Consider the following 24843-nt stretch of genomic DNA (forward strand, 5'->3'; position numbering starts at 1 on the left):
AAGTGCAGGCTTTTAATTCTTACGTCTTTGGTGGGCTGCTTTCGCAGGGATATCCAAAGCTCACATCCTGATGATAGAGTTTTAAGCGACGGTTGTCAAAGTGAGGAGAGGGGCATGGAGTATGCGTTGATTGAGAAGGTATTATCTCCGGCACGGCTTTCCACTTATAGAAATGCAGTTCGGCTAAGGCTGGGTTTTGACTGTGAGAAGACATCATTAGAGCTTTATAAGTGGAATGCAGAGCTTTCGGGTAGTCTTTTATTTCCATTACACATCTATGAAGTGACGTTAAGAAACAGTATCTCCGAGGCCATTATGTGTCGGTATGGTGATGACTGGCCTAACAATTCAGTTTTTCAAAATTCTCTGCCTAAGAGAGAAAAACAAGATTTGCTTAATGCGTTACGGAATTGTAAAAGTGTCGGTAAGTTGCTACCGGAGTTAAAGCTATACTGGTTTGAGAGCATGTTAACAAAACGACATGATGGGCGTATTTGGAAAGAATATATTCATACCATTTTTCCCTGCACCTCAGAGGTTGATAATCTTACTGTTGAGAGCCTTAGAATGCAGCTTCATGATGAATGTGAGGTTATCAGGAAATTAAGAAATCGGATTGCTCATCATGAACCTATTTTTAACCAAAAGAAGTTAGTTAACATCCTTCCATATATCAGGAAGACAATCGGTTACCGCTGTGCCGAAACATTGGTTTGGTTTGATAAATATGAAACTGCGAGTAGCTTGCTTGAAAGGAAAGCAATATAGAGCAGTAAACTACTGCCCTATACTTTCAATGTTATGCTAACAGCCAACCTACAAAGTCTGCCAGTTCATTAAACACTAGCGCATTTTCCAGACCCTCGTTAGCGGCGAGCGTTTTCTCCCCTTTACCGGTTTTTACCAGTACGGCTTTACAACCTCGTGCTTCGCCCGCCTGAAGGTCGCGCAAGCTATCCCCAACCATAAAGCAGCCTGATAGATCACTGATGCTTAGCTCTTCCATAATTTGGTCTATGAGGCCGGGCAGAGGCTTACGACACTCACATCCTTCATCCGGTTTATGGGGGCAGTATTTTATGGTGGCAAAAGAACCACCTTCGGCCTCAACGAGTTGCGTCATCTTATTATGCATCGCATCAAGGTCATTCTGGTTGAAATGACCACGACCCAAACCCGATTGGTTGGTTGCTACGGCAATCAGATAACCTGCTTTGGAAAGCCGGGCGATGGCCTTGATGCTGTTTTTTATGGGAATCCACTCGTCTGCATTTTTGACAAAAGCATCTGAGTCCAGGTTGATAACGCCGTCGCGGTCGAGGATAACCAGTTTAGTCATGGCTGTATTTGAAATTCTTTTATGGAGTGGATGGTGATGTTTAAAAAATATAAAAAAAGAGCCGTAAACATACGGCTCTTTTCCAGCTTTAACAACCACGATATGTAAAGGATTACAGTGATTGTGTTTTTGTCAGCTGCTTGTGTTACTTATTGCTGAAGCAGGGCAATATCGGCAACTTCTAAGAACAGGCTGCTCAGTGATGCCAGAAGAGCAAGACGGTTATTTTTAACCTGCTCATCGTCGGCCATCACCATGACATTGTCGAAGAAGTTATCAACAGCGCTGCGCAGGCTGGCCAGACTATTTAACGCAGTCTGATAATCTGCAGCAGCAAACAGTGGAGCCAGTTCAGCTTGCTTTGCAGCAACCTGTTCAGCCAGCACTTTCTCGGCATCTTCTGCCAGTAACGCCGTATTAACCTGTGCATTGCCCTGATAGTTCTGCTTAGCCAGGATGTTGTTAACACGCTTGTTGGCTGCCGCAAGAGCTTCAGCCTCATCCAGCTTGCTGAATGCGGTAACAGCCTGAACACGACGGTCAAAGTCATAAGCATTGCTCACCGGGCGTGAGCGCACCGCCAGGAAGGTTTCAACGGCAATACCTTCAGCCTGATACCAGGCACGGAAACGATCCAGCATATAGTTCAGCACATCATCTGCCAAACCTTCTGCTTTTGGCAGGTTGCCATGTTGAGCAATACTGAGTTCGATCAGGTCTTTCAGATCGATATCCAGTTTGTTGTGTACCAAGATGCTCAAAATACCGATGGTTGCACGGCGTAGGGCAAACGGATCTTTATCACCGGTTGGACGTTGGCCGATACCAAAAATACCCACCAAGGTGTCAATACGATCTGCAATGGCCAGAGCCATACCTGTTTTAGTGGCAGGTAGCTCATCACCGGCAAAGCGCGGCATATACTGTTCATTCAAGGACTGAGCAACCTCAGCATCTTCACCATCATTTGCGGCATAGTGTGCGCCCATGATGCCCTGAAGGTCAGTAAATTCCAGTACCATTTCAGTGACCAGGTCACATTTGCTCAGATCGGCTGCACGCTGTGCTTTGGTTTTATCACCATTAATCTGTTCAGCAATAAACTGAGCGATCTGGCTAACACGCTGGGATTTATCATAGATACTGCCCAGCTGTTTTTGGAAGGTAACGGTTTTCAGTGCATCAATACGCTCTGCCAAAGGCTGCTTTTTATCTGTTTCAAAGAAGAAAGCGGCATCAGACAGGCGGGGGCGAATCACTTTTTCGTTACCGGTAATAACCTGAGCTGGATCTTTACTGACGATATTGGATACTGTAATAAAGTTAGGCTTTAACTGGCCATCTTTATCCACAACGTGGAAGTACTTCTGATGCTCTTTCATGGAAGAGATCAGGCAGGCTGCGGGTACCTCAAGGAAGCGCTCCTCAAAGGAGCCTGTCAGCGCAACAGGCCACTCAACAAGGCCGTTAACCTCATCCAGAAGATCTTCATCTATCTCAGCAACAGCGCCTAGTTTGGAGGCTTCTTCGTTGACCTGGGTACGGATCGTCTCACGCCGCTCTTCCATATCAACCAAAACAAATGCTTTACGTAGTGTTTCCACATAGTCATCGGTGGAGGCCAGCTCGATGGCTTCGTTGTGATGGAAACGGTGGCCCATGGTGGTTCGGCCCGCGGTCAGTCCCAGCACTTCACAGTCGATAACATCAGTACCAAACAGGCTAACCAGCCAGTGAACAGGGCGAGAGAACTCAATGCGGCTGGAACCCCAACGCATACGCTTAGGAACGGGCAGTTGAGATATTGATTTACTGATCAGACCGGGTAAGAGATCTGTAGTCTGAGTACCCTTCTGAAGGGTGTTGAAGACCAGCCAGGTTCCCTTCGGGGTTTCCATCTTTTCCAGGTCATCAAAGGCAACGCCGCAGGAGCGGGCAAAACCTTCCGCTGCTTTTGTCGGCTTGCCATCGGCGTCCAGTGCCGCCTGAAGAGCAGGCCCCCGGCGTTGAACCTCACGATCTGGTTGCGCGACGGCCAGTTGCTTAACCTGTACTGCCAGTCTGCGGGGGCTGGCCAGGGCTTTTACGTCAGCAAATGGGATATCTGCTTTTTCCAGGCCCACTTTTATGCCTTCAGCGAATGCATCGGAAAGACGTTTCAGTGCGGTTGGTGGTAGCTCTTCCGTACCTAGCTCAACCAGGAAATCACGTACTTCAGCCATGTTATGCCTCTTCCTCTTTATACTGAGCCAGAACTTCTTCACGCAGGGCGTCAGGCGCCAGCGGGAAACCGAGATCTTTACGCACCTTGAAGTAGGCATTCGCAACGTCACGAGCCATGGTACGCACACGCAGAATATAGCGTTGACGCTCAGTTACTGAAATTGCGTGACGTGCATCCAGCAGATTAAAGGTGTGGGATGCTTTTAAAACCTGCTCGTAAGCTGGCAAAGGCAGTGGTGTATCCTGCCCTAAGAGCTTTTGACACTCTGATTCGCAATGATCGAAGTTCTTAAACAGCATAGGAACATCGGCGTGCTCAAAGTTATAGGTGGATTGTTCCACTTCGTTCTGATGGAACACATCACCATAGGTGACTTTTTTACCCATAGGATCGATGGTCCAAACCAAGTCATAGACACTGTCTACACCCTGAATGTACATTGCGATCCGTTCAAGCCCATAGGTGATTTCGCCCGTCACGGGGTAGCACTCAATACCACCAGCCTGCTGGAAGTACGTAAACTGAGTGACCTCCATACCGTTGAGCCAGACTTCCCAGCCAAGACCCCAGGCACCCAATGTTGGGGATTCCCAGTTATCTTCTACAAAGCGTACGTCATGAACATTGGTATCGATGCCCATCATGCGCAGTGAGCCGAGATAGAGCTCCTGAATGTTGCTTGGGGAGGGCTTCATCACGACCTGAAACTGATAGTAATGCTGCAGTCGGTTAGGGTTCTCACCATACCGGCCATCTGTTGGGCGACGGGAAGGCTGAACATAGGCTGCATTCCAGGTTTCAGGACCAATAGAGCGCAGGAAAGTAGCTGGGTGGAAAGTCCCTGCGCCTACTTCCATATCCAGCGGCTGCAGAACAACACAGCCCTGATTGGCCCAATATTGTTGCAGGGCCAGAATCAGGCCCTGAAAAGTTTTTACGTCTGGCGTATTTTGGTTCATCTCAGTTAGCCACCATCAATGAGCTAATGAATTTTTATAAGCGATCAAGTATACATTTCGACCGCATATCTATGTAGTGGACATTGGGCAACAAGCATAAAAAAAGCGGCTGATATAGCCGCTTTCTCGGTGATCTACCGGTTTTGCACCATCTGATGGTATCAGAATGGCTTAATCACACTTAACAGCACAGTATCTTCGTCCGCATAGGGTAGCACAAGGGCCTCGTCAGACTGTAGATTACCATTGATCACTTCTGTGACTTTAGCCGCGTAGAGCCAGCCCATCAGCACCTGTGAGAAGTAATGTTTCTGATCATTCATGCGGGAGATCCCCGTCAGGGGTGACAGACCGTAGAAAACGGCTTTGGCATAAGGGTTGTCAGTCATTTGGGCGGCGGTCAGAAAAGGAACAGCTCCGACATATGCATGGCCGCTGACGGTATGCTCGTATTCGAATTCAAATATGTTCCATTCAGAACCAACACCATGCCGTGGACGGGCTCCACCGAGAATAGCCTGTGAGGCCCAAACAGCGGGTAAGCCTACCAAAAGCGCCTGAGCGGTTCGATCTCCCCACTCAGGAACAGGGCCGCAGTCGCGTTCGCAGGCAAGGCGATTGAGCGCTGCCAGGCCAAAATAGATGGCGGTTGGGGCTGTGTCGCCAAATGTTTTGGCGACGTCAGAGAAGTTATTGGATGATTGTGAAAGGATGTTGTTGTTATAACTATCCTGGATCTCCTGATCGAGATCAGTATTGGCAAAAATACCACCAACCAAGAGGGTTTTTCCTAACCAGGGGAGGTTATCCGCGCTATATACATTCTGATAGCCTTGGCCTAAATCTGAAGCAAACTCAGAGAAGCCATTATCCGCGTGGACTCTTGAGGTATAGGAAAGTACGAAGATAGCAGTAAGGGTGATGGAAAGCGTTATTTTTGACATATATCCGTATATTCTAATAATTAATCGTTTAGGAAGGGGTGATCAATATAACTGATGAATCCTTAAGAAACGATTAATAACCGGTAAAAAATACCGATTTAATGCAGCTGTCGTATTACCCTTTGTAACCTTTTTGTAAGGCTTGCCACCGTTCTTCAGGGATATTTTGTGTCTTGGTAAGCTTACAGACAGAGCGGTACAGCCTTGCCAGGTTTTGTTCTTGCCAGCCCCCCTGTTTTGGCATCTTCATACAGCGATCAAAATCGATCAGCCAAACCTTTCCCTCCGGATTGACCAGAATATTGTTGGCATTGAGATCAACATGATTGAGCCCCCAGCGATGGAAGCGGGCGATTGTTTTGCCAACCTCTTGCCATAGTAATGCCTGATGACCAGCTGACAGATAATGGGCAAAGGGGCGCGCGTCAGGGATTTTCAGGGTAAGCAGATCCCCCTGGTATAGCAGTCCCCGTTGAATCACCCGTGCTGCTATGGGTTTTGGAACTGGCAAACCCGCCTGGTGAAGCTGGTAGGTGATATGAAGCTCTCGCCAGGGGCGGCTTTCCTCCAGGCCGGAAAACCAATATTTGTCCTGGCTGATTTTAGCCATGAGCCCTCCACGACGATAGTGGCGAAGCAGGTAGTCTGTTCCATCCGGGTGATGAATAAAGAAAGCCTGGCCCCGGCCCCCACTGGGCTCCGTCAGTCGTTGCTGCTTTTGCCAGTATTCTGGCTGAAAGAAAGTCGCATCAATTTGTGACAGATGTTCCGCATCATATAGAATGTGCTGCTTCTTGGAGGAATATATCTCAATGGTCATGACTCGTTTCCGGAAAACACCGCCCAAAACTATCTGCCTGATCAGGTTGTCTGCGTTGGGTGATGTGTCAAATGTCGTCCCTGTCGTGAAACGCCTGCAACAGGTTTGGCCCGACACACGAATTGTCTGGGTGACTGGCAAGGCGGAGCACAGTTTACTTAAGGGTCTGGCGGGGGTCGAGTTTATTGTTTACGACAAATCCGCGGGACTTAAAGGTATGCGTGAAATCTGGAAGCAGCTTTCTGATACCCGGTTTGATCTGCTTTTACATATGCAGGCAGCACTCAGGGCTTCGGTTCTCTCTATAGGCATAAAAGCTGAAATAAAACTGGGCTTTGATAAGGCAAGGGCTAAAGACTGGCAGTGGCTCTTTACCAATCAAAGAATCTTACCTCGGGATAAAAGCCATGTTGTTGAAGGTTTTTATGATTTTCTGAATACACTGGGTATTGCCCCAGAGCGACCTGAGGATATGGAGTGGCAGCTACCGGTTTCCCAGGAGGCTATTGAAGAAGCGCGGCAGAAATGTCCCTGCGATCGTTACGTTGTCATCTCTCCGTGCTCCAGCGACCGAGCCAGAAACTTCCGAAACTGGACGCTGGATGGCTATGTCGATGTTGTGGAGTACCTCTATCGGCAGTATGGGCTAAAAGCTGTGATTACCGGTGGAAACCGTGATATTGAGCATCACTACGCTAAAGAAATTATGGAACGGGCGGGGACACCTGTGCTGAACCTTGTTGCTCAGACATCATTGCAGGGGTTGGTTGCGCTGATCCGGCGAGCTTCCCTTGTCATTGCCCCTGATTCAGGGCCGGTACATTTTGCTAATGCTGTGAATACGCCGGTTATCGGTTTATTTGCCACTTCAAATGTTCAGAGAACAGGGCCATATAAATGGCAGCAGTGGGTTGTTAATAAATACCCCGAGGCAGCGAAGGCCTATATGCATAAATCTGTTGAGCAGCTCTCCTGGGGAGAGCGGGTACGACATCCCGATGCAATGGAGTTGATACAAACAGATGATGTTTTCCTCAAAATTGATCAATTGCTGGCGGATCATTCCCGGCAACCCTGAGATCCAGGCAGATCCTCGTTACTTCTCTTTATAGGTATGCGCCGGGCGCTCAGGTCGGTGAGGGATGACACAAGATCAACAAACATTGAGTTATTTATGAAGATTAACCACAGCCTGTACAGTACTCTTCTGACACTGCTGTCACCGGTTTTGCTTTGGAAGGCAAAAAAAGAAATCACTGAACTGAACCGCTTTTCCGAGCGACTTGGTTATACACCGGACCTACCGGATAAGCCTGTCATATGGCTGCATGCCGCTTCAGTTGGTGAAGTTATTGCTGCTACACCCTTGATTGATCGTTTACTGAAAGAGTACAACGAACATCAGCTAATCGTCAGCACGATGACGGCTACCGGTGCCCGTCAGGCAAGAAAGGCATTGAAGGGAAAAGGCACGCAACTGATGGTTCCGCTGGACCTGCCCTGGTTTGCTAATCGTTTCCTGGATAATTTAAAGCCTGATATTGCGATTATTATGGAGACAGAGATATGGCCAAATCTGATCCGTGGTTGCCATATACGCAACATCCCAGTGGTATTCGCAAATGGTCGCCTTTCGGAGAAGTCACTGGTTAGTTATCGGAAGTTTAAGGCAACAACCCAAGAGATACTGGCGGATATTTATGCGGTAGCTGCTAAATCTGACGAAGATGCAAAACGCTTCATGGAGCTTGGCGCTCCTAGTGATAAAGTCAGCGTTACCGGCAGTATAAAATTTGATATCGACCCTGATCCCGAGTTGCTGGAGCGAGGGCAGGCACTTAAAACGAGATTATTTGGTGAGCGCCCGGTCTGGGTTGCTGGCAGCACTCATGCGGGTGAAGATGAGTGTTTGCTGGAGGCTCATCAGCTTTTACTGAACGAGCACTCTGATGCAGTTCTGATACTGGTTCCCCGGCATCCTCAACGTTTTGATTCTGTTGCGAATCTGATTGATTCTCAGGGGGTGTCATTTAAACGGCGTTCAGCAGATGACAGTTTTACTGGGAGGGACAGTGTCTTTTTAGCAGATACCATGGGCGAGTTGATGCTGATGTATGCGGCTTCAGATATTGCTTTTGTTGCCGGAAGCCTGATGCCCATTGGTGGCCATAATCTATTGGAGCCTGCCTCACTGGGCAAACCTGTACTTTCAGGTGGGCATCTGTTTAATTTTTCCGATGTTGCTGAAGCCTTTGATCAGCATGGTGCTCTGACTCGATGTTCTGACCCAATGGATATTTTTACGCAGTTAAGGCCGATGATTGAGCTACCGGATCTGCGCCGTGAGCTGGGCAAAAAAGCGTTTGAAGTCGTGGAAAGCAACCGAGGGGCTCTGGATAAACAATTTACTATTATTCAGAAGGCAATGACTGAGGATAAGAGCTCGCGATGAAGAAGATAAAGCGCCATATCAAGCATCTTTTAGAGCAGCGATTCACCAAAACCTTACTACGCTTTCTTAGCCGTCGATCATTAACCCGGCTGCAGTCATGGGGTGGTTGGTTGGGTAGGCTGATGTATCGAAACAATACTAAGCTGGCCCGAATCACCCGCAAAAATTTGTCATTGGTTTACCCTGAGCTTGGGGAGCAGCAGCTGGAGGAGCGGGTTAATAAGAGTCTTCAGGAAACCATGAAAATGGGTATGGAGTTAGGCCGCTGCTGGATTGCCCCGCTGGACGATATTATGTCCGACGTTAAAAATGTCTACGGTCTTGATGAGTTGAAAGCGCTGCATAACTCAGGGCAAAGCGTTATCGTTCTTGGGCCTCATTTAGGCAACTGGGAACTGTTCGGACACTTTATTAACCAGCACTTCACTTTTTCTGCGATGTATGCGCCCCAGAAAAACGAAGAACTGGATCGTATTATTTATCATGGACGGTGTCGGGCAGGAATGGAGATGGTTCCGGCAAATCTTAAAGGTGTTGCCAGTTTGCTGAAGTCACTGAAGCAGGGAGGCATTGTAGGCAGTCTCCCGGACCAGGAGCCGGATGATCGTTCAGGTGGTGTTTTTGCACCGTTTATGGGTGTAGAGAGCTTCTCTCCTAAACTGGTAACCCGCCTGATCAGTAAAACCGGCGCTAAAGTGATGGCGGGTTTTGCGGAGCGTTTGCCTGATGGACAGGGTTTTAATATTCATTTTATTGCGGCCGATGAGGCTATTTACAGCCCGGATGAGGTTCAGGCCGTAACGGCTATGAATCGTACGGTAGAGCGGCTGGTTGCCATCGCCCCAGAGCAGTATCAGTGGGAATATAAACGCTTTAAAACCCGACCAGAGGGCGAAGCAAGGTTTTATTAAACGGGTTGCAAAAACGGCGTAGGTAAAGAGCGATATTTCTCAGAGATATCGCTCTTTTTTTATTGGGGCAGGGCTGAGTCCGGGCGTGTTATCGACGCCAGAACATCGGGGTAAAGAGCACCAGTAGTGTAAAAATTTCCAGGCGGCCAAGCAGCATAGCGACGATCAGAATCCACTTGGCGATATCGGGAATATTGCCATAGTGAGCCGCAACATCGCCGAGACCCGGCCCCAGGTTGTTCAAAGCGGAGCCAACAGCAGACCAGGCCGTTACCTGATCCAGCCCTGTCGCTAAAAGTCCGATCAGCATCACGACAAATAGCATCATATAAACGGAGAAAAAACCCCATACCGCTTCAATGACCCGGTCAGGAACACTCCGGCCGCCAACCTTCACAGGAATAACTGCGCTGGGGTGAATCAGGCGTTTAACTTCCCTTAGGCCCTGCTTAAGAATCAGCAAAACCCGGATAACCTTCATCCCGCCCCCGGTAGAGCCAGCGCAGCCACCCACAAAGGCGGCTAAGAACAGGGTAAAAGGCAGCACACTGGGCCATTGTGAAAAGTCAGCGACACCAAACCCTGTTGTCGTTGCAACCGATACAACCTCAAAGAGACCATTTCTGAATGAGTCAGCGAAGCTATAGGTACTGGTGAGCCAAAGAACACCTATGGTGCTGACAGAGGTAAGGGTCATCAGAAACAGAAAGAACTTAAATTCAGGATCGTAAAAATAGTTTCGAACTGAGCGCTCCCGCCAGGCAAGAAAGTGCAGAGAGAAATTAACCGTAGAGATCAGCATGAAAACGATGCCAATTGATTCAATTGCAGCACTATCAAAATAGCGGATACTGGCATCATGGGTAGAGAAACCACCAATGGCCACGGTAGAGAAACTGTGGCTGACGGCATCAAATAAACTCATACCGGCGATCCAGTATGCACCGGCGCAAAGAAGCGTCAGAGTCAGGTAGATATACCAAAGTGCCTTAGCCGTCTCAGTAATTCGGGGTGTCAGTTTATTGTCTTTGACCGGCCCCGGAATTTCAGCACGGTAGAGCTGCATCCCCCCGATCCCCAGCATCGGAAGAATGGCGACGGCCAAAACAATAATCCCCATACCCCCTAACCACTGTAAAAGCTGGCGGTAGAAGAGGATCGATTTCGGCAGCTCATCCAGGCCGGTGATCACTGTTGCCCCTGTCGTGCTGAGACCGGAAACCGACTCAAAAACGGCATCAGTAAAGCTCAGGTCCGGTGTTTCTGTTAAAAACAGTGGAATGGAGCCGAAAAGGCTCAGTACCGTCCAGAAAAGAACCACGACCAGAAAGCCATCCCTTGTTCGCAGCTCTTTACGCTCTCGTCTTACAGGGAGCCAGGTAAAGAACCCTGTGAAAAAGGTGATCGACATGCCGGTTATGAATGCCAGATGCGCGCCATCTTTGTAGAAGGCAGAGATCAGAATAGAGGGCATCATGGTGATGCTGAATAACATCAGCAGCAGCCCCAGAATGCGCATGGTAATAACAATATTCATAGTTGCCGTATTTTATTCATAGTGACTGTGTTTGACTCATCGTAACAGTGGCTTATTCAGAGAGCGGTATTGCTGTCAGCAAATAACGGCATTAGAAAAAGGTCAGGCCTACCTGGAACAGGCGTTCAACTTCACGAATCTTGCGTTTATCTACCAGGAACATGATCACATGATCATCTTGCTGAACGATGACGTCATCGTGGGCGATGATTACTTCACCACTGCGTACGATTGCACCTATGGTGGTACCGTCCGGCAGGTCGATCTCTTCAATCGCCTTGCCGACCACTTTTGAGCTGCGTTCGTCACCATGGGCAATGGCCTCAATAGCTTCAGCAGCACCACGGCGCAGGGAGTGCACATTAACAATATCACCGCGACGGACATGGGTGAGCAGGCTGCCGATTGTCGCCATCTGAGGTGATATGGCGATATCGATCTCGCCTCCCTGTACCAGATCGACATAAGCAGCGTTATTAATCAACGTAAGTACTTTGCTGGCCCCCAGGCGTTTAGCCAGCATGGAAGACATGATGTTCACTTCATCATCATTGGTCAGGGCACAGAAGATATCCACCTCATCGATATTTTCTTCCACCAAAAGATCTTTGCTGGTAGCGCTACCGTGTAAAACAATTGTCCGGTCGAGTTTTTCAGAGAGTTCCTGGCAACGGGGCAGGCCATATTCAATAATTTTTACCTGGTATTCGTGTTCCAGTGCTTCTGCCAGACGTTCACCGATATTGCCCCCGCCTGCGATCATAATGCGCTTATATTGGTGATCAACCTTACGCAGTTCACTCATGACTGCCTTGATATTATGGCGGGCGGCGATAAAAAAGACTTCATCATCAGCTTCGATAACCGTATTACCCTGAGGGATAATCGGCCTGTTACGGCGATAGATAGCCGCTACCCGGGTATCAACGCTAGGCATATGCTGGCGCAGGTAACCCAGCTCCTGGCCCACTAAAGGGCCGCCATAATAAGCGCGTACCGCAACCAGCTGAGCAACACCGCCGGCGAAGTCCAGTACCTGAAGGGCTCCTGGGTATTGAATCAGGCGTTTAACGTGATTGGTAACCACCTGCTCCGGGCTGATCAGTACATCAATTGGGATCGCTTCAGCTCCGAACAGGCCCTTCCTGCCGGAATAAGCATTGGATCGGAGACGGGCAATTTTGGTTGGAGTGCGGAATAGGGTAAAGGCGATCTGGCAGGCGATCATATTAACTTCATCACTGTTGGTAACCGCGATCAGCATATCGCAGTCTTCACCGCCGGCCTGACGTAAAACTGTGGGGTATGAACCTTTTCCCTGTATCGTGCGGATATCAAAACGGTTTTGTAGCTCTCTTAACCGGGCTCCATCGGTATCAACCACGGTAATGTCATTTTCTTCAATGGCCAGGTTCTCAGCCAGAGTGCCGCCAACCTGGCCGGCACCCAGAATAATAATCTTCATTATCAGATCTCAGTTAATTCCGCTTGGGTTTCCGCCCGCTTTGGGCTTTGACAGGTAGCCCGTCATGTTTCCGCAGTTCTTACTGCTGTTCCGCAGGTTTTTGCAGTACGGCGTAAAAGAAACCATCGTGTCCCTGTGGCTGGGGTAACAGTTGTTGACCAAAGTCAGTCCCGTGACCAAAAGGCACCGCCCGAGGCCCGATCAGGCGGGCGTCAGAGGCTGATAAAAACTGCTGGATATTGCCTGAATTCTCCATGGATAAAACCGAGCAGGTAGCATAAACCAGGATGCCCCCCGGTTTAAGTGTTTTCCAGAGTAGCTGGAGCATAGATTGCTGTAACTCAGCTAATGCCGGAATATCCGCTTTACGGCGCAGCCATTTAATGTCCGGATGGCGACGAATAACACCTGTTGCAGAGCAGGGGGCATCCAGCAGAATACGATCAAAGAGTTGCCCGTCCCACCAGTTATCCAGATCCGTAACATCTGAGCAGTGTAGCTCGGCATTCAGGCCAAGACGCTCGAAGTTCTCCTCCACTCGCTGCAGGCGGCGGGCTTCACTGTCGACCGCTACGACAGATGCATCTGGCATTCTCTCCAGTATGTGTGCTGTTTTTCCGCCGGGGGCACAGCAGGCATCTAATACCCGTTGACCGGGCTCCAGTTGCAGTAACTGTACCGATAACTGAGCGGCCTCATCCTGAACGCTGATCACACCATCAGCAAAACCTGGCAATGAGGTTACATCCAGAGCTTTATCCAGTTGAATACCGTCGAGGGAGTAGTCACAGGCATTCGCATCAATCTGGGCCGCTTTCAGCTGATTCAGGTATTCGTCGCGGTTAGCCTTACTGTGACTGACCCTCAGAGTCATGGGCGGATGCAGGTTGTTCGCCTGAGCGATCTGTTGCCACTGCTCCGGCCAGTCTTCTTTCAGATGGTTCAGTAACCAGTTCGGATGGGCCAGGCGGGCGGCATCAGAGCGTTCCAGTTCAGCCAGAAGCTGTTCTCCTTCCCGCTGGAAACGTCGCAGGCAACCGTTAAGTACCCCTTTGGCCCACTGCTTTTTGATATCCACAGCACCCTGTACGGTTTCATTAATAGCGGCATGAGCCGGAATTCGCATATAGTGCAGCTGATAAAGGCCGACCAGCAGCAGGAGGTCAATATCTCTGTCTTTAGCCTTGAACGGTTTTTCCAGCAGCTGGTTGCGAACGCCTTCCAGTTGAGTCAGCCAGCGTAAGGTGCCGAAACAAAGTTCCTGTAGCAGCCCCCGATCCTGATCAGGGACGTTGTCCAGATGCTTCGGCAAGGTGGTAGACAGGGAGTCCTGCTGTGAAACCACAGGTAAAAGCGCCTGCACTGCTGCGACACGAACATTGGGACGAGCCATAAAATATACCGCCGTAATCTGCTAAAAAGCCCCTGCAAAAAGCAGAGGCCGGACTATTCAATCAACGCCTGCGATGCCAGAAGGAGCTATGATCCTAGCTGGGTTTCACCGGCCACAAACAGGTTTTTACCTGAGTTTAAGATATCCACAACCGAAAGTGCTTTTTTACCTGGCAGTTGCAGGTTCTTTATGCACAGGGAGCCCTGGCCACACGCAATGCGCAGGCCGGATTTATCGATACTGATGACCGTTCCCGGTGCCAGATCTGAGGCATTAGCTTCTGGTTCTGCCTGCCAGATACGTAGGGTCTGGCCATCCAGTGTCGTCCAGGATACAGGCCAGGGATTAAAGGCACGAATACAGCGATCAATAAAGGCGGCATCTTTCGACCAGTCTATTTCCGCTTCAGCTTTGCTCAGCTTCTCAGCATAGTTCGCCAGTGCATCTTCCTGTACTTCCGGTGTGAGAGTGCCTTTTGCCAGCGCATCAACTGCCTGCTTCAGCGCTTCACCACCCTGAGCCGCCAGTTTGTCATGCAGAGTCTGAGATGTTTCATCCGCTGCGATATCAAGACGGGTTTTTAGCAGCATAGGGCCGGTGTCCAGACCTGCCTCCATCTGCATAATCGTTACACCGGTTTCTTTATCACCCTGCCAGATAGCGCGTTGAATCGGAGCTGCACCACGCCAGCGCGGCAGTAGGGAACCGTGCACATTAATACAACCCAGGCGAGGTGTATCCAGTACTACCTGAGGCAGAAGAAGGCCATAGGCTACAACCACCATCAGATCGGCATTGTGACTGGCCAGAACCTGTTGGGCTTCTTCATTCCGCAAAGAAACCGGCTGATGAACCGGAATGCCATGTTCCAGCGCCAGTGCTTTAACCGGAGTCGGTGCCAGTTTACGGCCGCGACCCGCAGGGCGATCCGGTTGGCTGTAAACGGCTACAACCTCATGACGGGTTTCCAACAGGGCCGTCAGAGAGTGCACCGCAAACTCAGGGGTTCCGGCAAAAATAATGCGCAGGGAATCGGATGTCATCAGTGGATCTCCACGAAAAGTAACGATCAGTAAAGTCACCGGCTTCCGACAGCCGGTAGCATAATCAGCTTTGCCAGAAACAGAACAGGCCAGCGGTGGCTGGCCTGGCAGAACTAAAACCGGTATTAGCGGTTCTGTTCTTTATGGCGCTTATCCATCAGTTTACGCACACGATTACGTTTCATTGTGGACAGATAATCAACAAATACCTTGCCCTGCAGGTGATCACACTCGTGCTGAATGCAGTGTGCCAGAAGGCCATCGGCTTCCAGTTCATAAGCATCGCCATTACGATCCAGAGCGTTCAGGCGAACGCGCAGCGCGCGTTCAACGTCAGCGTAGTACTCAGGAACCGAGAGGCAACCTTCCTGCATCATCTCCGTTTCATCGTCCAGCGGAGTATACTTCGGGTTGATCAGAACATGAGGCTGGTCACGGTTTTCAGAAACATCAATCACAATAATCTGTTGATGAATGTTGACCTGAGTGGCTGCCAGACCAATTCCGTTGGCATCCAACATGGTTTCAAACATATTGTCGACGATCTCGCGGATACTGTCGTCAACCTTTGCCACCGGCTTAGCGACCGTGCGCAGGCGGGTATCCGGGTACTCTAAAATTTCAAGAACTGCCATGGCATTTGCCTTTATTAATACTGTCTGGGACAGATCTGCTCTGTTTCAACACTGCTTTCAGCAGTGCATAGGTGTCACTCTGTCCGGATAATTTTTGTCTCGGGAAGCGTACAATCAGCCGCTTCCGTAAAATTTGACTGGTATTGTAGGGGGGAGGTTCCCCAGGGGCAATCTCTTGAGTGGAATAAGCTTAACTTCCCGGTCTCTTACTATTGAGCTGTGGCAGAGGATTCTCTGCTGCGGCCTGAGTGCGCTACACTGCTATTAACACCGTCGTGGTGATGATTAATACTGGTTACGCTGGCCTTCTGGTTGCGGTACCTGACCTTGGGCAGCTGCAAAGGATTTATATTAAGGAGCGACAGGATGTCCCCCGAATTTACCTCTGGTGACCGGAGTAAAGCCTCAATCCAACCCGATATTCAGACCCGTTTGCGCTTTCTTGCATTATCATCCTTGAAAGGTCTTGGCCCTGCGGGTCTAAGAGACCTGTTAGCCTTTGCTGAGCAGGAGGGCGTGGGCTGTGGCGGCGACGCGTTTTGGCTACTCGTTCTGAACCTGCTGCAAAAACAACAACGTATTTCAACAGATGAGCTGCATACATTCGAGCAGCGGATCAGCGATCCTTTTAGTGATGGCCTGGTCTGGCCGGAGCGGGACGGTGTACTCGAATGGCTGCAGGGCCACCCAAGCCGCCAGCTGTTAGCGTTAGGGCAGAGCAGCTACCCCTATCTGTTATCTGAAATATCAGATCCACCACTACTGCTTTATCTGCAGGGTGATGCAGAGCTCCTGCACAAACCTCAGTTAGCCATTGTGGGGGCTCGGCGACCTACTGCCATCGGATTATCAGATGCCAGGGCTTTTGCTGGTGCGCTGACAGAGCTGGGCTGGGCCATTACAAGCGGTTTAGCCGAAGGCATCGATGCAGCAGCCCATCAGGGTGCCCTGCAGGCCAATGGTAAAACCCTTGCGGTATTGGGTACCGGAATCGATCGCTGTTATCCTGCCCGCCATAAAAGTCTGCAACAGGCCGTGGCCAATGCTGGTTTGCTGGTCAGTGAATATCCTTTGGGTACGCCACCAAGGGGCCCGAACTTTCCCCGGCGAAACCGTATTGTCAGCGGTTTGAGTGTTGGGCTTCTGGTGGTTGAAGCAGCTCTGAAAAGCGGTTCCCTGATCAGTGCCCGGCTTGCCAGTGAGCAGGGCCGGGAGGTGTTTGCCATACCGGGTTCGATTCATCAGGCCCAGAGCAAAGGTTGCCATCAGCTGATTAAGCAGGGAGCGAAACTGACCGAAACCGTGATGGATATGCATGAGGAACTGAGTCACTGGTTGCAGAGTGCCGCTCCGATGCCTGTTCATTCTGAACCGTTCGGTTCTGCCGCTGTTGATCCACAAAGATCCCTTTTCAGTAAAGCAGCGGCTTCAGGCAATAGCAGTAAGCGATCAGAGGATCGCAGTCCGGAGGAATTTGCCTCGCCGGAAGCCTATCAGATCTGGCAGGCAGTGAAAGCTGGTGCAGGAAACCTGGATGAATTGGTGCTGCACTGTCAGATGGAGGCTCCACAGATCAGTCAGCATTGCCTGATGCTGGAGATGCAGGGGTTTCTGAGTCAGAACGCAGGGCGATGGCAGACTGCCTAAGTGCTTTACCGGAGCGGAACTTATCCCTGACCCACTTATCTATTGGAGCCTTATCAGAACGGTTTCGCTTGCATCTCCATAACACCTTGGTTAATTTTTCCCCCGCCTGAAAGGAGAGAGGCAAACCGATCTTTTTGAACTGATATTTCGATACTTTGCCGCAGGCTATATTTGACTCCGACATAAGCAGGTAGAACAACGTGGACAAACAACTGATTCAGCAAGCGGCCGATACTCTGAAACAGGGTGGGGTGATCGCCTATCCCACCGAAGCGGTATGGGGGCTGGGATGTGATCCGCATAATACAAAAGCGATGGAGCAGCTGTTATCACTGAAATCACGGGATCCCGCCAAAGGGGTTATTCTGATCGCGGCAAGTTATGAACAGGTGCTGCCCTATATGGACTCTTCCTTTATGGAAGGACTTTCCCATGAGAAAAAGTTACAACTTACTCACACCTGGCCAGGCCCGAATACATGGTTAGTGCCTCCTTCGGATAAAGTACAGGCTTTGATCAAAGGTCAGCATCCACTGGTGGCGATGCGGGTAACAGCTCACCCTCTGGTGCGGGCGTTGTGTGAAGCCTTTGGTGGTCCCATTGTTTCCACATCGGCCAACCCGGCGGGAGAAGCCCCGGCGCTGAGCGAAGAAGATATCCACACCTACTTTGATGATCGTCTGGATTTTGTTTTATCCGGTGAACTGGGTGGGTTGGGTCAGCCAAGCACCATTCGTAATCTGCTGACCGGTGAAACCCTGCGTCCTTAATACCGATTTATTATCCACACCCTCCAGTGATTCTGATCTTATCCCCAGCCCTATCCCGTCTCATGCAACCGGAGCTGACACCTCTGTCCCTTGTTTCCGCAAGTTATTCCCCCTAGTATTTGCGGCAACTTTTTTGATTGGGTTTCCTGCCCGGAGCCTCCATATCTTTTTTCTCAGTCCGGCTCTGTGATCGATCGCTTTTTTAAGAGTCTGGCTGAGACGTTAACCACCGGAGAACATCATGAGTGCTGTCGATTTTGAAGCCGTTAAATCCTATCTGCTTGATCTGCAGGATCGTATCTGTGCGGGGCTTGCTGAAGAAGATGGCCAGGTTGGCTTTCAGGAAGATAACTGGCAGCGTGAACAGGGTGGCGGCGGTCGTACCCGTTTGATCACCGAGGGTGCGGTGTTTGAAAAAGGCGGCGTGAATTTCTCCCATGTATTTGGTGGAAAACTACCCCCAAGTGCATCTGCAGTTCGTCCTGAACTGGCAGGTCGGAGTTTTCATGCGGCAGGCGTTTCTTTGGTGATGCATCCCGAAAACCCTTATGTACCAACCTCCCATATGAATGTGCGTATCTTCGTTGCCGAGAAAGAAGGCGAAGAGCCGGTTTGGTGGTTTGGCGGTGGTTACGATCTGACACCGTATTACGGCTTTGAAGAAGATTGTGTTGCCTGGCATCAGGTAGCGAAGCAAGCCTGTGAGCCATTCGGGAAAGAGGTTTATCCGAAGTACAAAAAATGGTGTGACGAGTACTTCTATCTGAAGCATCGTGATGAAGCCCGAGGCGTCGGTGGTCTCTTTATGGACGATCTGAACGAAGCCACTTTCGGCAGCTTTGAAGAGTGCTTTAAGTTTATTCAGGCGGTGGGTGACAGCTATCTGGAGGCTTACCGTCCTATCGTTGCCAAGCGTAAAGAGACGCCATTTGGTGAGCGTGAGCGTAAGTTTCAGTGCTACCGTCGCGGTCGCTATGTGGAGTTCAATCTGGTCTTTGACCGTGGCACCCTGTTCGGCCTGCAATCCGGTGGTCGTACCGAGTCGATCCTGATGTCTCTGCCGCCAGTCGTGCATTGGGATTACGGCTATGAGCCGGAAGCGGGCAGTGCCGAAGCTGAGCTTTATGAACGCTTCCTGCCGCACCGTGACTGGGTCTGATGATCCTGGTTCTTTAACGTAATTTCTTAATCTAACCCCTTAACGTAGAGAGCGCCGGGGAGTGACCCGCTTCCCGGTTTTACACTGTTCCATTTAATAGCTGAAACGTCTGCTGAAAGACGTTCCTGAACACCATTGCAGGAGCCAGAAGATGAGCCAACAGGCCGCTAACGAATCGATGCCTACTAACGATACCCAACATAAACTTCAGGTTGCCTACATCATGGACCCGCTGTGTGGCTGGTGTTACGCCGCAGCACCGATTGTGGACGCGATGCGAGAGGCGTTTGGTGATCAGCTGCAGTGGCAGATCTATCTGGGGGGGCTTATTCGTGAGTCCCGGGTTCTGGGGCCACGCTTCTGTGATCATATTCTTGCGGCCAGTCAGCGTATTGAGCAGATTACCGGTCAACCCATCGGTGCTGACTTTAAGCAGATGATTCAGCAGCCGGGCTGCAAGCTGGACTCCCGTCCGGCCAGTATCGCCATTCACGAGCTGATTCTGCAAGGTGAGCCGGAAAAGACACTGGATTACATCAAGCGTCTGCAGAACCACCACTTCCGTGAAGGTTTCAGCCTGAATGAAACCGATCTTCTGATCAGCGCTACCGATGGCCTGTTAGCTGATCAGGCCACTCTGAAAGAGAAGCTGAGTAAACCAGCAACCTGGTCCGACCTGATGGACCCGCTGTTTACTCAGGGTCATAACATGATGACCTCGTCGGAAGGTCAGGGTTATCCAACTTTTGCCATTAAGTACCGTGGTTGTTACCAGAAAATCCAGCATGAAGATTTTTATGGAGACCCGGAAGGTCTCGTTAAGGCACTGAAGCCAGTGGTGATGGAAGTGACGTCCGGCCAGGTCGCAACGTCTCAGGTAACGGAGGTTTAAGATGACAGACCGTTATGCTGTATTTGGCAACCCTATCGCCCACAGCAAATCGCCACAGATCCATCAGGCGTTTGCCCGTCAGACCCAGCAACTGCTGAGCTACGAAGCTTTGCTGGCACCGGTGGATGCTTTTGCTCAATCCCTGCGTGCTTTTCTGGCGGATCAGGGGCGGGGCTGCAATATCACGGTACCTTTCAAGCAGGATGCTTTTGAAACCGCAGAGCAACTGACCGCCCGTGCCCAGCGCGCCGGTGCCGTGAACACGCTTTGGCTGGCGGAAGATGGTAAGCTTTGGGGCGATACCACAGATGGTGTTGGCCTGGTGCGTGACCTGACCGATAATCAGCAGGTTGGTATCAGTGGTCAGCGGGTACTGATTTTGGGAGCCGGTGGCGCGGTGCGCGGTGTTATCGAACCGATTCTGGAGCAGAAACCGGCTTCCGTGGTGATTGCTAACCGTACCGTTTCCAAAGCGGAAGCGCTCGTTGATATCTTTAAAGACCTGGTGCCGGAAGGTTGCACCCTTTCTGCCTGTGGGTTTAGCGATCTTGAAGGCCGGCAGTTTGATCGGGTCATCAATGGTACGGCGGCCAGCCTGGCCGGTGATCTGCCTCCGCTACCGGATAGTCTGCTGGCAGCTAACGCAGCCTGCTACGACATGATGTACGGTGCAGAAACCACGGTCTTTAACCGGTGGGCACTGGGGCATGGCGCGGCCAAGGTGATGGATGGCCTGGGTATGCTGGTGGAGCAGGCTGCCGAGTCGTTCCGTATCTGGCGTGGCGTTCAGCCTGATACCACAGAGGTACTGGCGGATCTGAGGGCGCAGTTGAAAGGCTGATCGGTTAATACGGAATCAGTATGTGGGTCGGGCTTTAGCCCGTCAGTTGTTTTTAACGGCTGACGCCCTGAAGGGCGACCCACACTCCACGGTCTGAATCAGCGCTTCTTATAAAGCCCGATCAGGCACAGCACCAAGCCCAGCATCGACAACAGGATACCGCTGTTCACCAGCAGCGGCTGACGCTCAGAGAAGGGGACGAAAATGGTGCGTCCTTCGATGCATTCGCCCACCCGGTAATCAAAGCCCATGCCTTCAGCAATACACTTCTGGACTTCGGTCAGTTCTGCCCAGTAGCCACTCATCATAGCGACGGATGGGACAACCATTAACGCTAAGCCCCAAAGTACCCAGCGGTTTTTAATCGAATACATCATCTCGTTTTGCGTTACCTTTTAAATCATCAGTTGCTGATCGGACAGATCAGATCTTACAGCTTGGTACTCGGCCAGCGGCTTTTGCCTGCTGATAAAGACCATTGGCTTTCGGCATCTGTTCCTGCAGATCTTTAATCCGGCGGTCATGGGATGGGTGTGTTGACAGAAGCTCTGGTTGGCTTTGGCCTCCGCTTGCTTTAGCCATATTTTCCCACAGTGACACGGCCTGTTCAGGCTGGAAGCCTGCTTCGGCCATAAGTTCCAGTCCGATGATATCCGCTTCACTCTCCTGAATCCGGCCAAAAGGAAGTATTACACCGACTTGTGAACCTATACCCAGTAGAGCAAACAGCTGGTCTTTTTGCTCACTGGGTTCGCCGCTGATCTTATAGGCCAGAGCCAGGCCTGTTTGGGTCGCATAAGCGGTGGAGACACGTTCGTTACCGTGTTCTGCCAGTACATGAGCCAGTTCATGACCGATCACCGCTGCCAGCTGGTGCTGGTTTTCCGCAACGTCCAGCAGGCCGGTATAAACGCCAACCTTACCGCCGGGCAGCGCGAAGGCATTCACCTGTTCAGAATCAAATACTACAACTTCCCAGCTATCGATACCGTACTTTGACGGCACCTGAGCAATGACCTGATTGGCTACGCAGTTGACATACTGACTGGTGGCAGTCTTATTGGTTGCTGGTGTTTCCTCTTTCATTTGAGCAAAGGACTGCACGCCCATCTGATCGATCTCAGAGCTGGGGAATAGCTTAAGCTGCTGACGACCCGTGGGTGAACTCGCACAGGCGGTTAGCAGAGCGGCACTGACACCGGTAATCAAAGCGCGTTTGGCCCAGCGTTTTATACCCGCACTGCGGGCTTTATTACGGAAAGTACTGCGGAACGAAGTTGCTGATGACATAGCAGAAAACCTGTCGTTGTAAGCTGAAATCGCGCTGAATAAAGGCGAAGTTCAGAAAAATTCATCAAACGGGATTGGTAGACTGATTATCCCTGATTCACTTGCAGAGTACAGTGTCTGTTTTAACAGAATGCAGCTAGACCTGTGATGTATTGAATCCCAGAGCTTTTATTCTATTATTGCTTCATCATGTACAGGAGGTATATGAGTCACCCAAGGAATGGATATGGACACTCTCCCATTGACTGCTTTTCTGGCAGTTTTCAGATCTGGCCTTTTACTGAAAAAGGCAACTTCTATCTATCCTGTTACCTGTTTGTCCCGTCAAATGAATTGAGGGGCGGGTAGCGACTTCACTTTGCTTAAAAAGGAATTTTTATGCTTAAAGCCATAGCTCCGGCAGCTCTGCTGCTGGTTTCTTCTGCCGTATCTGCCGTATCGGTGGATATCAAGAATGCACCTTTTGACCGCACACCGGTTCCTTCAATCTATAACGAGGATTACGTTGATATTCCCGGTGAAAAACGACGGGAACACGGTGACCTGACGCAAGACTATTCTCTGGCTGTTGAGCCTAAGACCCGTCGGAGTATGTTGTCGGCTGAACCCGGAAGACAGACACTTTCTGCAACAGGTAGCAGCGTTGCCGAGCAGACCGGTTGCCCCAATCTTGATTTTGGCAGCGGCTTGTCTTTGACGTTTTCGGCTCAGGGGCAGTTTGCTTGTGTCAGCACCCTTGTAGAAACAGAAACTAAAATTGAAGGTCTGCTGCTGAATATTCCAGCAGAGGTTAATTACGACCTGTTCCTCTTCAAGCATGACGAGAACGGCCTAACACAACTGGATGCGTCTTTTCAGGCTAATGCAGCCGTAGAAAAAACCTTTGCTAAGGTGCAACCGGGAGCCTACGTACTGGTCGCACAAGCGACACAAGGAGCCTCGGCAGACCCGGTTGTTTTTGGCTGGCAGGGTTATACCCAAATTGACAGTCAGGAAGCCAATGATAAAGTCAGCCAAAGCACCAGCCTTCAAACTAATGCAGTCATTCAGGGTAATCTGGATAATACTAATGATTTAGACTTTTTCTCTTATACTGTAGAGCCGGATCAGGTCAAGCTGAACCTGCGCTTTAGTGCCAGTGAGCAATTCGTGCTTGAAACCTGGAGTGGCAGCAGCTGGGTACAGTTACCCAATAATCAGTTAGGGGCTTACAGCGTAACCCCAAACACCACGGTTAACTTTCTGGTCAGAGCCACAGCGGATAACCCGCCTCCGGCATCGGCTCAATACTCCTTGGTTGCTCATAATTCTGGCTCAGCTGAGAGTGTTACAGACTTTAAAGCCTGGAATAATGAAAACCTGACTAAGCTCTTAGTGCAATCGGGTAAGTTATATGATCTGGGTATTCCGCAATTAAAAACGGCATCTATTGAAGCTCATGATAATATAAACTTCTCAGGCACCGTTAGAGATAGCGATAATAACCCTGTTCCGCTTACATCTGTGAGCGTTAAAATTGAGACTAGTGGATCAGGACCACTGGACACTGTAATTCTATTGGCAGATGAGAATGGCTATTTTAATGGATCAGTTCCATTGAAAGGAGATGAGTGCAGTGCAGCCCGTGATCCTATTAATGTTCATAATAGGGTGCACCGTGGATCGCCAACCAATCCTTCTGAATGGTGGGATATTTATTGGGGAGTAGGTTACTACGAGGTTTATTTACCTAATGATACTAAAATAGACAGCAATTATTTTATCCATATCTGCCAAGAAAAGTTAGTGAAAATGTGTTACTACGAGAGAGATTACAACACGGGTGGTTCAAAGTTGACATGCTTATGATCACATATTAAAGTTTTTGATTCAGAATGATCGCATAGTAAATATAATTATATTTCTATGCGATCATTGGAGACCTCATAGCTAAGCGTTGAGGTCTATGAGTGAAGACATTTTTGACCACTCAGAGCGTGAGGGTCTTTCATGAGCGAACTTAAGTGTAGCAAAAATCTCTAACCCATTCTTTTCAAGTCGTTCTGAAAATGTTTTATACTTTTCAGTTGTCGGTGTCATTTTATCGTAACCTTCTAAAATGGTTCCTCTCTCACTCGAATCCTCATAATACTTCTCGAAATATTGATTATACTCTTGAACTAAATCATTCAGGCTAAACCGGCCGTCCTTTACGGTGCCCTCGCTGCTGAACTCAAGATCATAATCTCTGAAAAATTCTGATGTGGAGTGCGCAATTGATTCTGTTAGCTCCGATAGGCCAAGTGTTAGCGATCTAACAAGCCCTTCCTCTTTAAAAAATGCGTCTTCAATTGATGCGAGCTTTTTATCTGATATAGGTTGGCCATTCTCATCGAGTGCACTGAGCTTCAGTTGGCCATCCACCAAGGCAACATCCAGACTATTTATATCTATATCGGTGTGTCTAGCGGCTTGCTTTTCTTTAAAGGCTTCAAAGCCTTGAAACCCCTTGGATAAATGATCTTCTGCGGAGCGGGCTAGCT

Annotated in this window: 23 protein-coding genes; 10 read left to right on the plus strand and 13 right to left on the minus strand. The window is 49.9% G+C overall.

The features are described from left to right. Positions 1-114: 114 nt before the first annotated feature. Positions 115-768 (plus strand): Abi family protein, encoded by a 654-nt coding sequence (locus tag BTA35_RS10445; protein ID WP_078319734.1) that lies wholly within the window; start codon positions 115-117, stop codon positions 766-768. Between the two features lie 31 nt (positions 769-799). Here the strand turns inward: BTA35_RS10445 and gmhB are convergent, their stop codons facing one another. The 5 genes from gmhB to BTA35_RS10470 all read right to left on the minus strand — a co-directional run bounded on the left by gmhB (position 800) and on the right by BTA35_RS10470 (position 6286). After that, entirely contained in the window at positions 800-1339 is a 540-nt protein-coding gene (gmhB, locus tag BTA35_RS10450; protein ID WP_078319735.1) for a D-glycero-beta-D-manno-heptose 1,7-bisphosphate 7-phosphatase, read from the minus strand. Positions 1340-1488: 149 nt separating this feature from the next. Beyond that, a complete protein-coding gene (glyS, locus tag BTA35_RS10455) occupies positions 1489-3561 on the minus strand; it encodes a glycine--tRNA ligase subunit beta (RefSeq protein WP_078319736.1) in 2073 nt (690 codons plus the stop codon). A gap of 1 nt (position 3562) precedes the next feature. Then, entirely contained in the window at positions 3563-4522 is a 960-nt protein-coding gene (gene glyQ / locus BTA35_RS10460; protein ID WP_078319737.1) for a glycine--tRNA ligase subunit alpha, read from the minus strand. A gap of 161 nt (positions 4523-4683) precedes the next feature. Next, on the minus strand, positions 4684-5466 hold the full coding sequence (locus BTA35_RS10465; RefSeq protein WP_078319738.1) for a phosphatase PAP2 family protein: 783 nt from the start codon (positions 5464-5466) through the stop codon (positions 4684-4686). A 115-nt stretch (positions 5467-5581) separates the two neighbouring features. Next, positions 5582-6286, minus strand: a complete 705-nt coding sequence (locus tag BTA35_RS10470; RefSeq protein WP_078319739.1) for a 3-deoxy-D-manno-octulosonic acid kinase — start codon at positions 6284-6286, stop codon at positions 5582-5584. Here BTA35_RS10470 and BTA35_RS10475 point away from each other — a divergent pair. From BTA35_RS10475 to BTA35_RS10485, 3 genes are all read left to right on the plus strand, one after another. Beyond that, positions 6279-7364 (plus strand): glycosyltransferase family 9 protein, encoded by a 1086-nt coding sequence (locus BTA35_RS10475; RefSeq protein WP_238377558.1) that lies wholly within the window; start codon positions 6279-6281, stop codon positions 7362-7364. The two genes, BTA35_RS10470 and BTA35_RS10475, sit on opposite strands and share 8 nt — an antisense overlap. 96 nt (positions 7365-7460) lie before the next feature. Continuing rightward, on the plus strand, positions 7461-8738 hold the full coding sequence (gene waaA, locus BTA35_RS10480; protein WP_160055009.1) for a lipid IV(A) 3-deoxy-D-manno-octulosonic acid transferase: 1278 nt from the start codon (positions 7461-7463) through the stop codon (positions 8736-8738). After that, positions 8735-9649, plus strand: coding sequence for a lysophospholipid acyltransferase family protein (locus tag BTA35_RS10485; RefSeq protein ID WP_078319742.1), 915 nt, complete (start codon positions 8735-8737; stop codon positions 9647-9649). The genes waaA and BTA35_RS10485 overlap by 4 nt, the downstream gene beginning before the upstream one ends. Before the next feature lie 88 nt (positions 9650-9737). On the opposite strand, the gene BTA35_RS10490 is transcribed toward BTA35_RS10485, so the two are convergent. The 5 genes from BTA35_RS10490 to def form a co-directional block, all read right to left on the minus strand. After that, positions 9738-11186 carry a TrkH family potassium uptake protein gene (locus tag BTA35_RS10490; protein WP_078319743.1) on the minus strand — a complete coding sequence of 483 codons (1449 nt, stop codon included), beginning with the start codon at positions 11184-11186 and terminating at the stop codon, positions 9738-9740. Between the two features lie 91 nt (positions 11187-11277). Next, entirely contained in the window at positions 11278-12651 is a 1374-nt protein-coding gene (gene trkA, locus BTA35_RS10495) for a Trk system potassium transporter TrkA (protein WP_078319744.1), read from the minus strand. 79 nt (positions 12652-12730) lie between these two features. Continuing rightward, positions 12731-14044, minus strand: coding sequence for a 16S rRNA (cytosine(967)-C(5))-methyltransferase RsmB (gene rsmB / locus BTA35_RS10500; RefSeq protein WP_078319745.1), 1314 nt, complete (start codon positions 14042-14044; stop codon positions 12731-12733). An 86-nt stretch (positions 14045-14130) separates the two neighbouring features. Next, positions 14131-15087, minus strand: coding sequence for a methionyl-tRNA formyltransferase (fmt, locus tag BTA35_RS10505; protein ID WP_078319798.1), 957 nt, complete (start codon positions 15085-15087; stop codon positions 14131-14133). A gap of 125 nt (positions 15088-15212) precedes the next feature. Beyond that, positions 15213-15722 carry a peptide deformylase gene (gene def / locus BTA35_RS10510; RefSeq protein ID WP_078319746.1) on the minus strand — a complete coding sequence of 170 codons (510 nt, stop codon included), beginning with the start codon at positions 15720-15722 and terminating at the stop codon, positions 15213-15215. 366 nt (positions 15723-16088) lie between these two features. Here def and dprA point away from each other — a divergent pair, with 366 nt between their 5' ends. The 5 genes from dprA to aroE all read left to right on the plus strand — a co-directional run bounded on the left by dprA (position 16089) and on the right by aroE (position 21031). Beyond that, positions 16089-17369, plus strand: coding sequence for a DNA-processing protein DprA (dprA, locus tag BTA35_RS10515; protein WP_078319747.1), 1281 nt, complete (start codon positions 16089-16091; stop codon positions 17367-17369). Between the two features lie 200 nt (positions 17370-17569). Next, positions 17570-18139, plus strand: coding sequence for an L-threonylcarbamoyladenylate synthase type 1 TsaC (gene tsaC, locus BTA35_RS10520; RefSeq protein ID WP_078319748.1), 570 nt, complete (start codon positions 17570-17572; stop codon positions 18137-18139). 241 nt (positions 18140-18380) lie between these two features. Then, the gene (hemF, locus tag BTA35_RS10525; RefSeq protein ID WP_078319749.1) at positions 18381-19298 is read left to right on the plus strand and encodes an oxygen-dependent coproporphyrinogen oxidase; all 918 of its coding nucleotides are present in this window, start codon (positions 18381-18383) and stop codon (positions 19296-19298) included. A 151-nt stretch (positions 19299-19449) separates the two neighbouring features. Then, on the plus strand, positions 19450-20190 hold the full coding sequence (locus BTA35_RS10530; protein ID WP_078319750.1) for a hypothetical protein: 741 nt from the start codon (positions 19450-19452) through the stop codon (positions 20188-20190). Between the two features lies 1 nt (position 20191). Then, on the plus strand, positions 20192-21031 hold the full coding sequence (gene aroE / locus BTA35_RS10535) for a shikimate dehydrogenase (protein ID WP_078319751.1): 840 nt from the start codon (positions 20192-20194) through the stop codon (positions 21029-21031). Positions 21032-21129: 98 nt separating this feature from the next. Here aroE and BTA35_RS10540 read toward each other — a convergent pair whose 3' ends face one another. Further along, positions 21130-21408 carry a hypothetical protein gene (locus tag BTA35_RS10540; RefSeq protein ID WP_078319752.1) on the minus strand — a complete coding sequence of 93 codons (279 nt, stop codon included), beginning with the start codon at positions 21406-21408 and terminating at the stop codon, positions 21130-21132. A 46-nt stretch (positions 21409-21454) separates the two neighbouring features. After that, on the minus strand, positions 21455-22321 hold the full coding sequence (locus BTA35_RS10545; protein WP_078319753.1) for a M48 family metallopeptidase: 867 nt from the start codon (positions 22319-22321) through the stop codon (positions 21455-21457). Positions 22322-22699: 378 nt separating this feature from the next. Here BTA35_RS10545 and BTA35_RS10550 point away from each other — a divergent pair, with 378 nt between their 5' ends. Continuing rightward, the gene (locus BTA35_RS10550) at positions 22700-24169 is read left to right on the plus strand and encodes a hypothetical protein (protein ID WP_078319754.1); all 1470 of its coding nucleotides are present in this window, start codon (positions 22700-22702) and stop codon (positions 24167-24169) included. Between the two features lie 81 nt (positions 24170-24250). Here BTA35_RS10550 and BTA35_RS17905 read toward each other — a convergent pair. Beyond that, the coding region (locus BTA35_RS17905) for a hypothetical protein (protein ID WP_161489875.1) at positions 24251-24843 on the minus strand (593 nt) is incomplete at its 5' end.

Source organism: Oceanospirillum linum, assembly GCF_001995095.2.
Classification (GTDB): domain Bacteria; phylum Pseudomonadota; class Gammaproteobacteria; order Pseudomonadales; family Halomonadaceae; genus Oceanospirillum; species Oceanospirillum linum.

What these genes read in the sequence shown, in the direction of transcription:
- BTA35_RS10445 (WP_078319734.1), top strand. Translation starts at nt 115, where the DNA reads ATGGAGTATGCGTTGATTGAGAAGGTATTATCTCCGGCACGGCTTTCC.
- gmhB (WP_078319735.1), bottom strand. Translation starts at nt 1,339, where the DNA reads ATGACTAAACTGGTTATCCTCGACCGCGACGGCGTTATCAACCTGGAC.
- glyS (WP_078319736.1), bottom strand. Translation starts at nt 3,561, where the DNA reads ATGGCTGAAGTACGTGATTTCCTGGTTGAGCTAGGTACGGAAGAGCTA.
- glyQ (WP_078319737.1), bottom strand. Translation starts at nt 4,522, where the DNA reads ATGAACCAAAATACGCCAGACGTAAAAACTTTTCAGGGCCTGATTCTG.
- BTA35_RS10465 (WP_078319738.1), bottom strand. Translation starts at nt 5,466, where the DNA reads ATGTCAAAAATAACGCTTTCCATCACCCTTACTGCTATCTTCGTACTT.
- BTA35_RS10475 (WP_238377558.1), top strand. Translation starts at nt 6,279, where the DNA reads ATGGTCATGACTCGTTTCCGGAAAACACCGCCCAAAACTATCTGCCTG.
- BTA35_RS10470 (WP_078319739.1), bottom strand. Translation starts at nt 6,286, where the DNA reads ATGACCATTGAGATATATTCCTCCAAGAAGCAGCACATTCTATATGAT.
- waaA (WP_160055009.1), top strand. Translation starts at nt 7,461, where the DNA reads ATGAAGATTAACCACAGCCTGTACAGTACTCTTCTGACACTGCTGTCA.
- BTA35_RS10485 (WP_078319742.1), top strand. Translation starts at nt 8,735, where the DNA reads ATGAAGAAGATAAAGCGCCATATCAAGCATCTTTTAGAGCAGCGATTC.
- BTA35_RS10490 (WP_078319743.1), bottom strand. Translation starts at nt 11,186, where the DNA reads ATGAATATTGTTATTACCATGCGCATTCTGGGGCTGCTGCTGATGTTA.
- trkA (WP_078319744.1), bottom strand. Translation starts at nt 12,651, where the DNA reads ATGAAGATTATTATTCTGGGTGCCGGCCAGGTTGGCGGCACTCTGGCT.
- rsmB (WP_078319745.1), bottom strand. Translation starts at nt 14,044, where the DNA reads ATGGCTCGTCCCAATGTTCGTGTCGCAGCAGTGCAGGCGCTTTTACCT.
- fmt (WP_078319798.1), bottom strand. Translation starts at nt 15,087, where the DNA reads ATGACATCCGATTCCCTGCGCATTATTTTTGCCGGAACCCCTGAGTTT.
- def (WP_078319746.1), bottom strand. Translation starts at nt 15,722, where the DNA reads ATGGCAGTTCTTGAAATTTTAGAGTACCCGGATACCCGCCTGCGCACG.
- dprA (WP_078319747.1), top strand. Translation starts at nt 16,089, where the DNA reads ATGTCCCCCGAATTTACCTCTGGTGACCGGAGTAAAGCCTCAATCCAA.
- hemF (WP_078319749.1), top strand. Translation starts at nt 18,381, where the DNA reads ATGAGTGCTGTCGATTTTGAAGCCGTTAAATCCTATCTGCTTGATCTG.
- BTA35_RS10530 (WP_078319750.1), top strand. Translation starts at nt 19,450, where the DNA reads ATGAGCCAACAGGCCGCTAACGAATCGATGCCTACTAACGATACCCAA.
- aroE (WP_078319751.1), top strand. Translation starts at nt 20,192, where the DNA reads ATGACAGACCGTTATGCTGTATTTGGCAACCCTATCGCCCACAGCAAA.
- BTA35_RS10540 (WP_078319752.1), bottom strand. Translation starts at nt 21,408, where the DNA reads ATGATGTATTCGATTAAAAACCGCTGGGTACTTTGGGGCTTAGCGTTA.
- BTA35_RS10545 (WP_078319753.1), bottom strand. Translation starts at nt 22,321, where the DNA reads ATGTCATCAGCAACTTCGTTCCGCAGTACTTTCCGTAATAAAGCCCGC.
- BTA35_RS10550 (WP_078319754.1), top strand. Translation starts at nt 22,700, where the DNA reads ATGCTTAAAGCCATAGCTCCGGCAGCTCTGCTGCTGGTTTCTTCTGCC.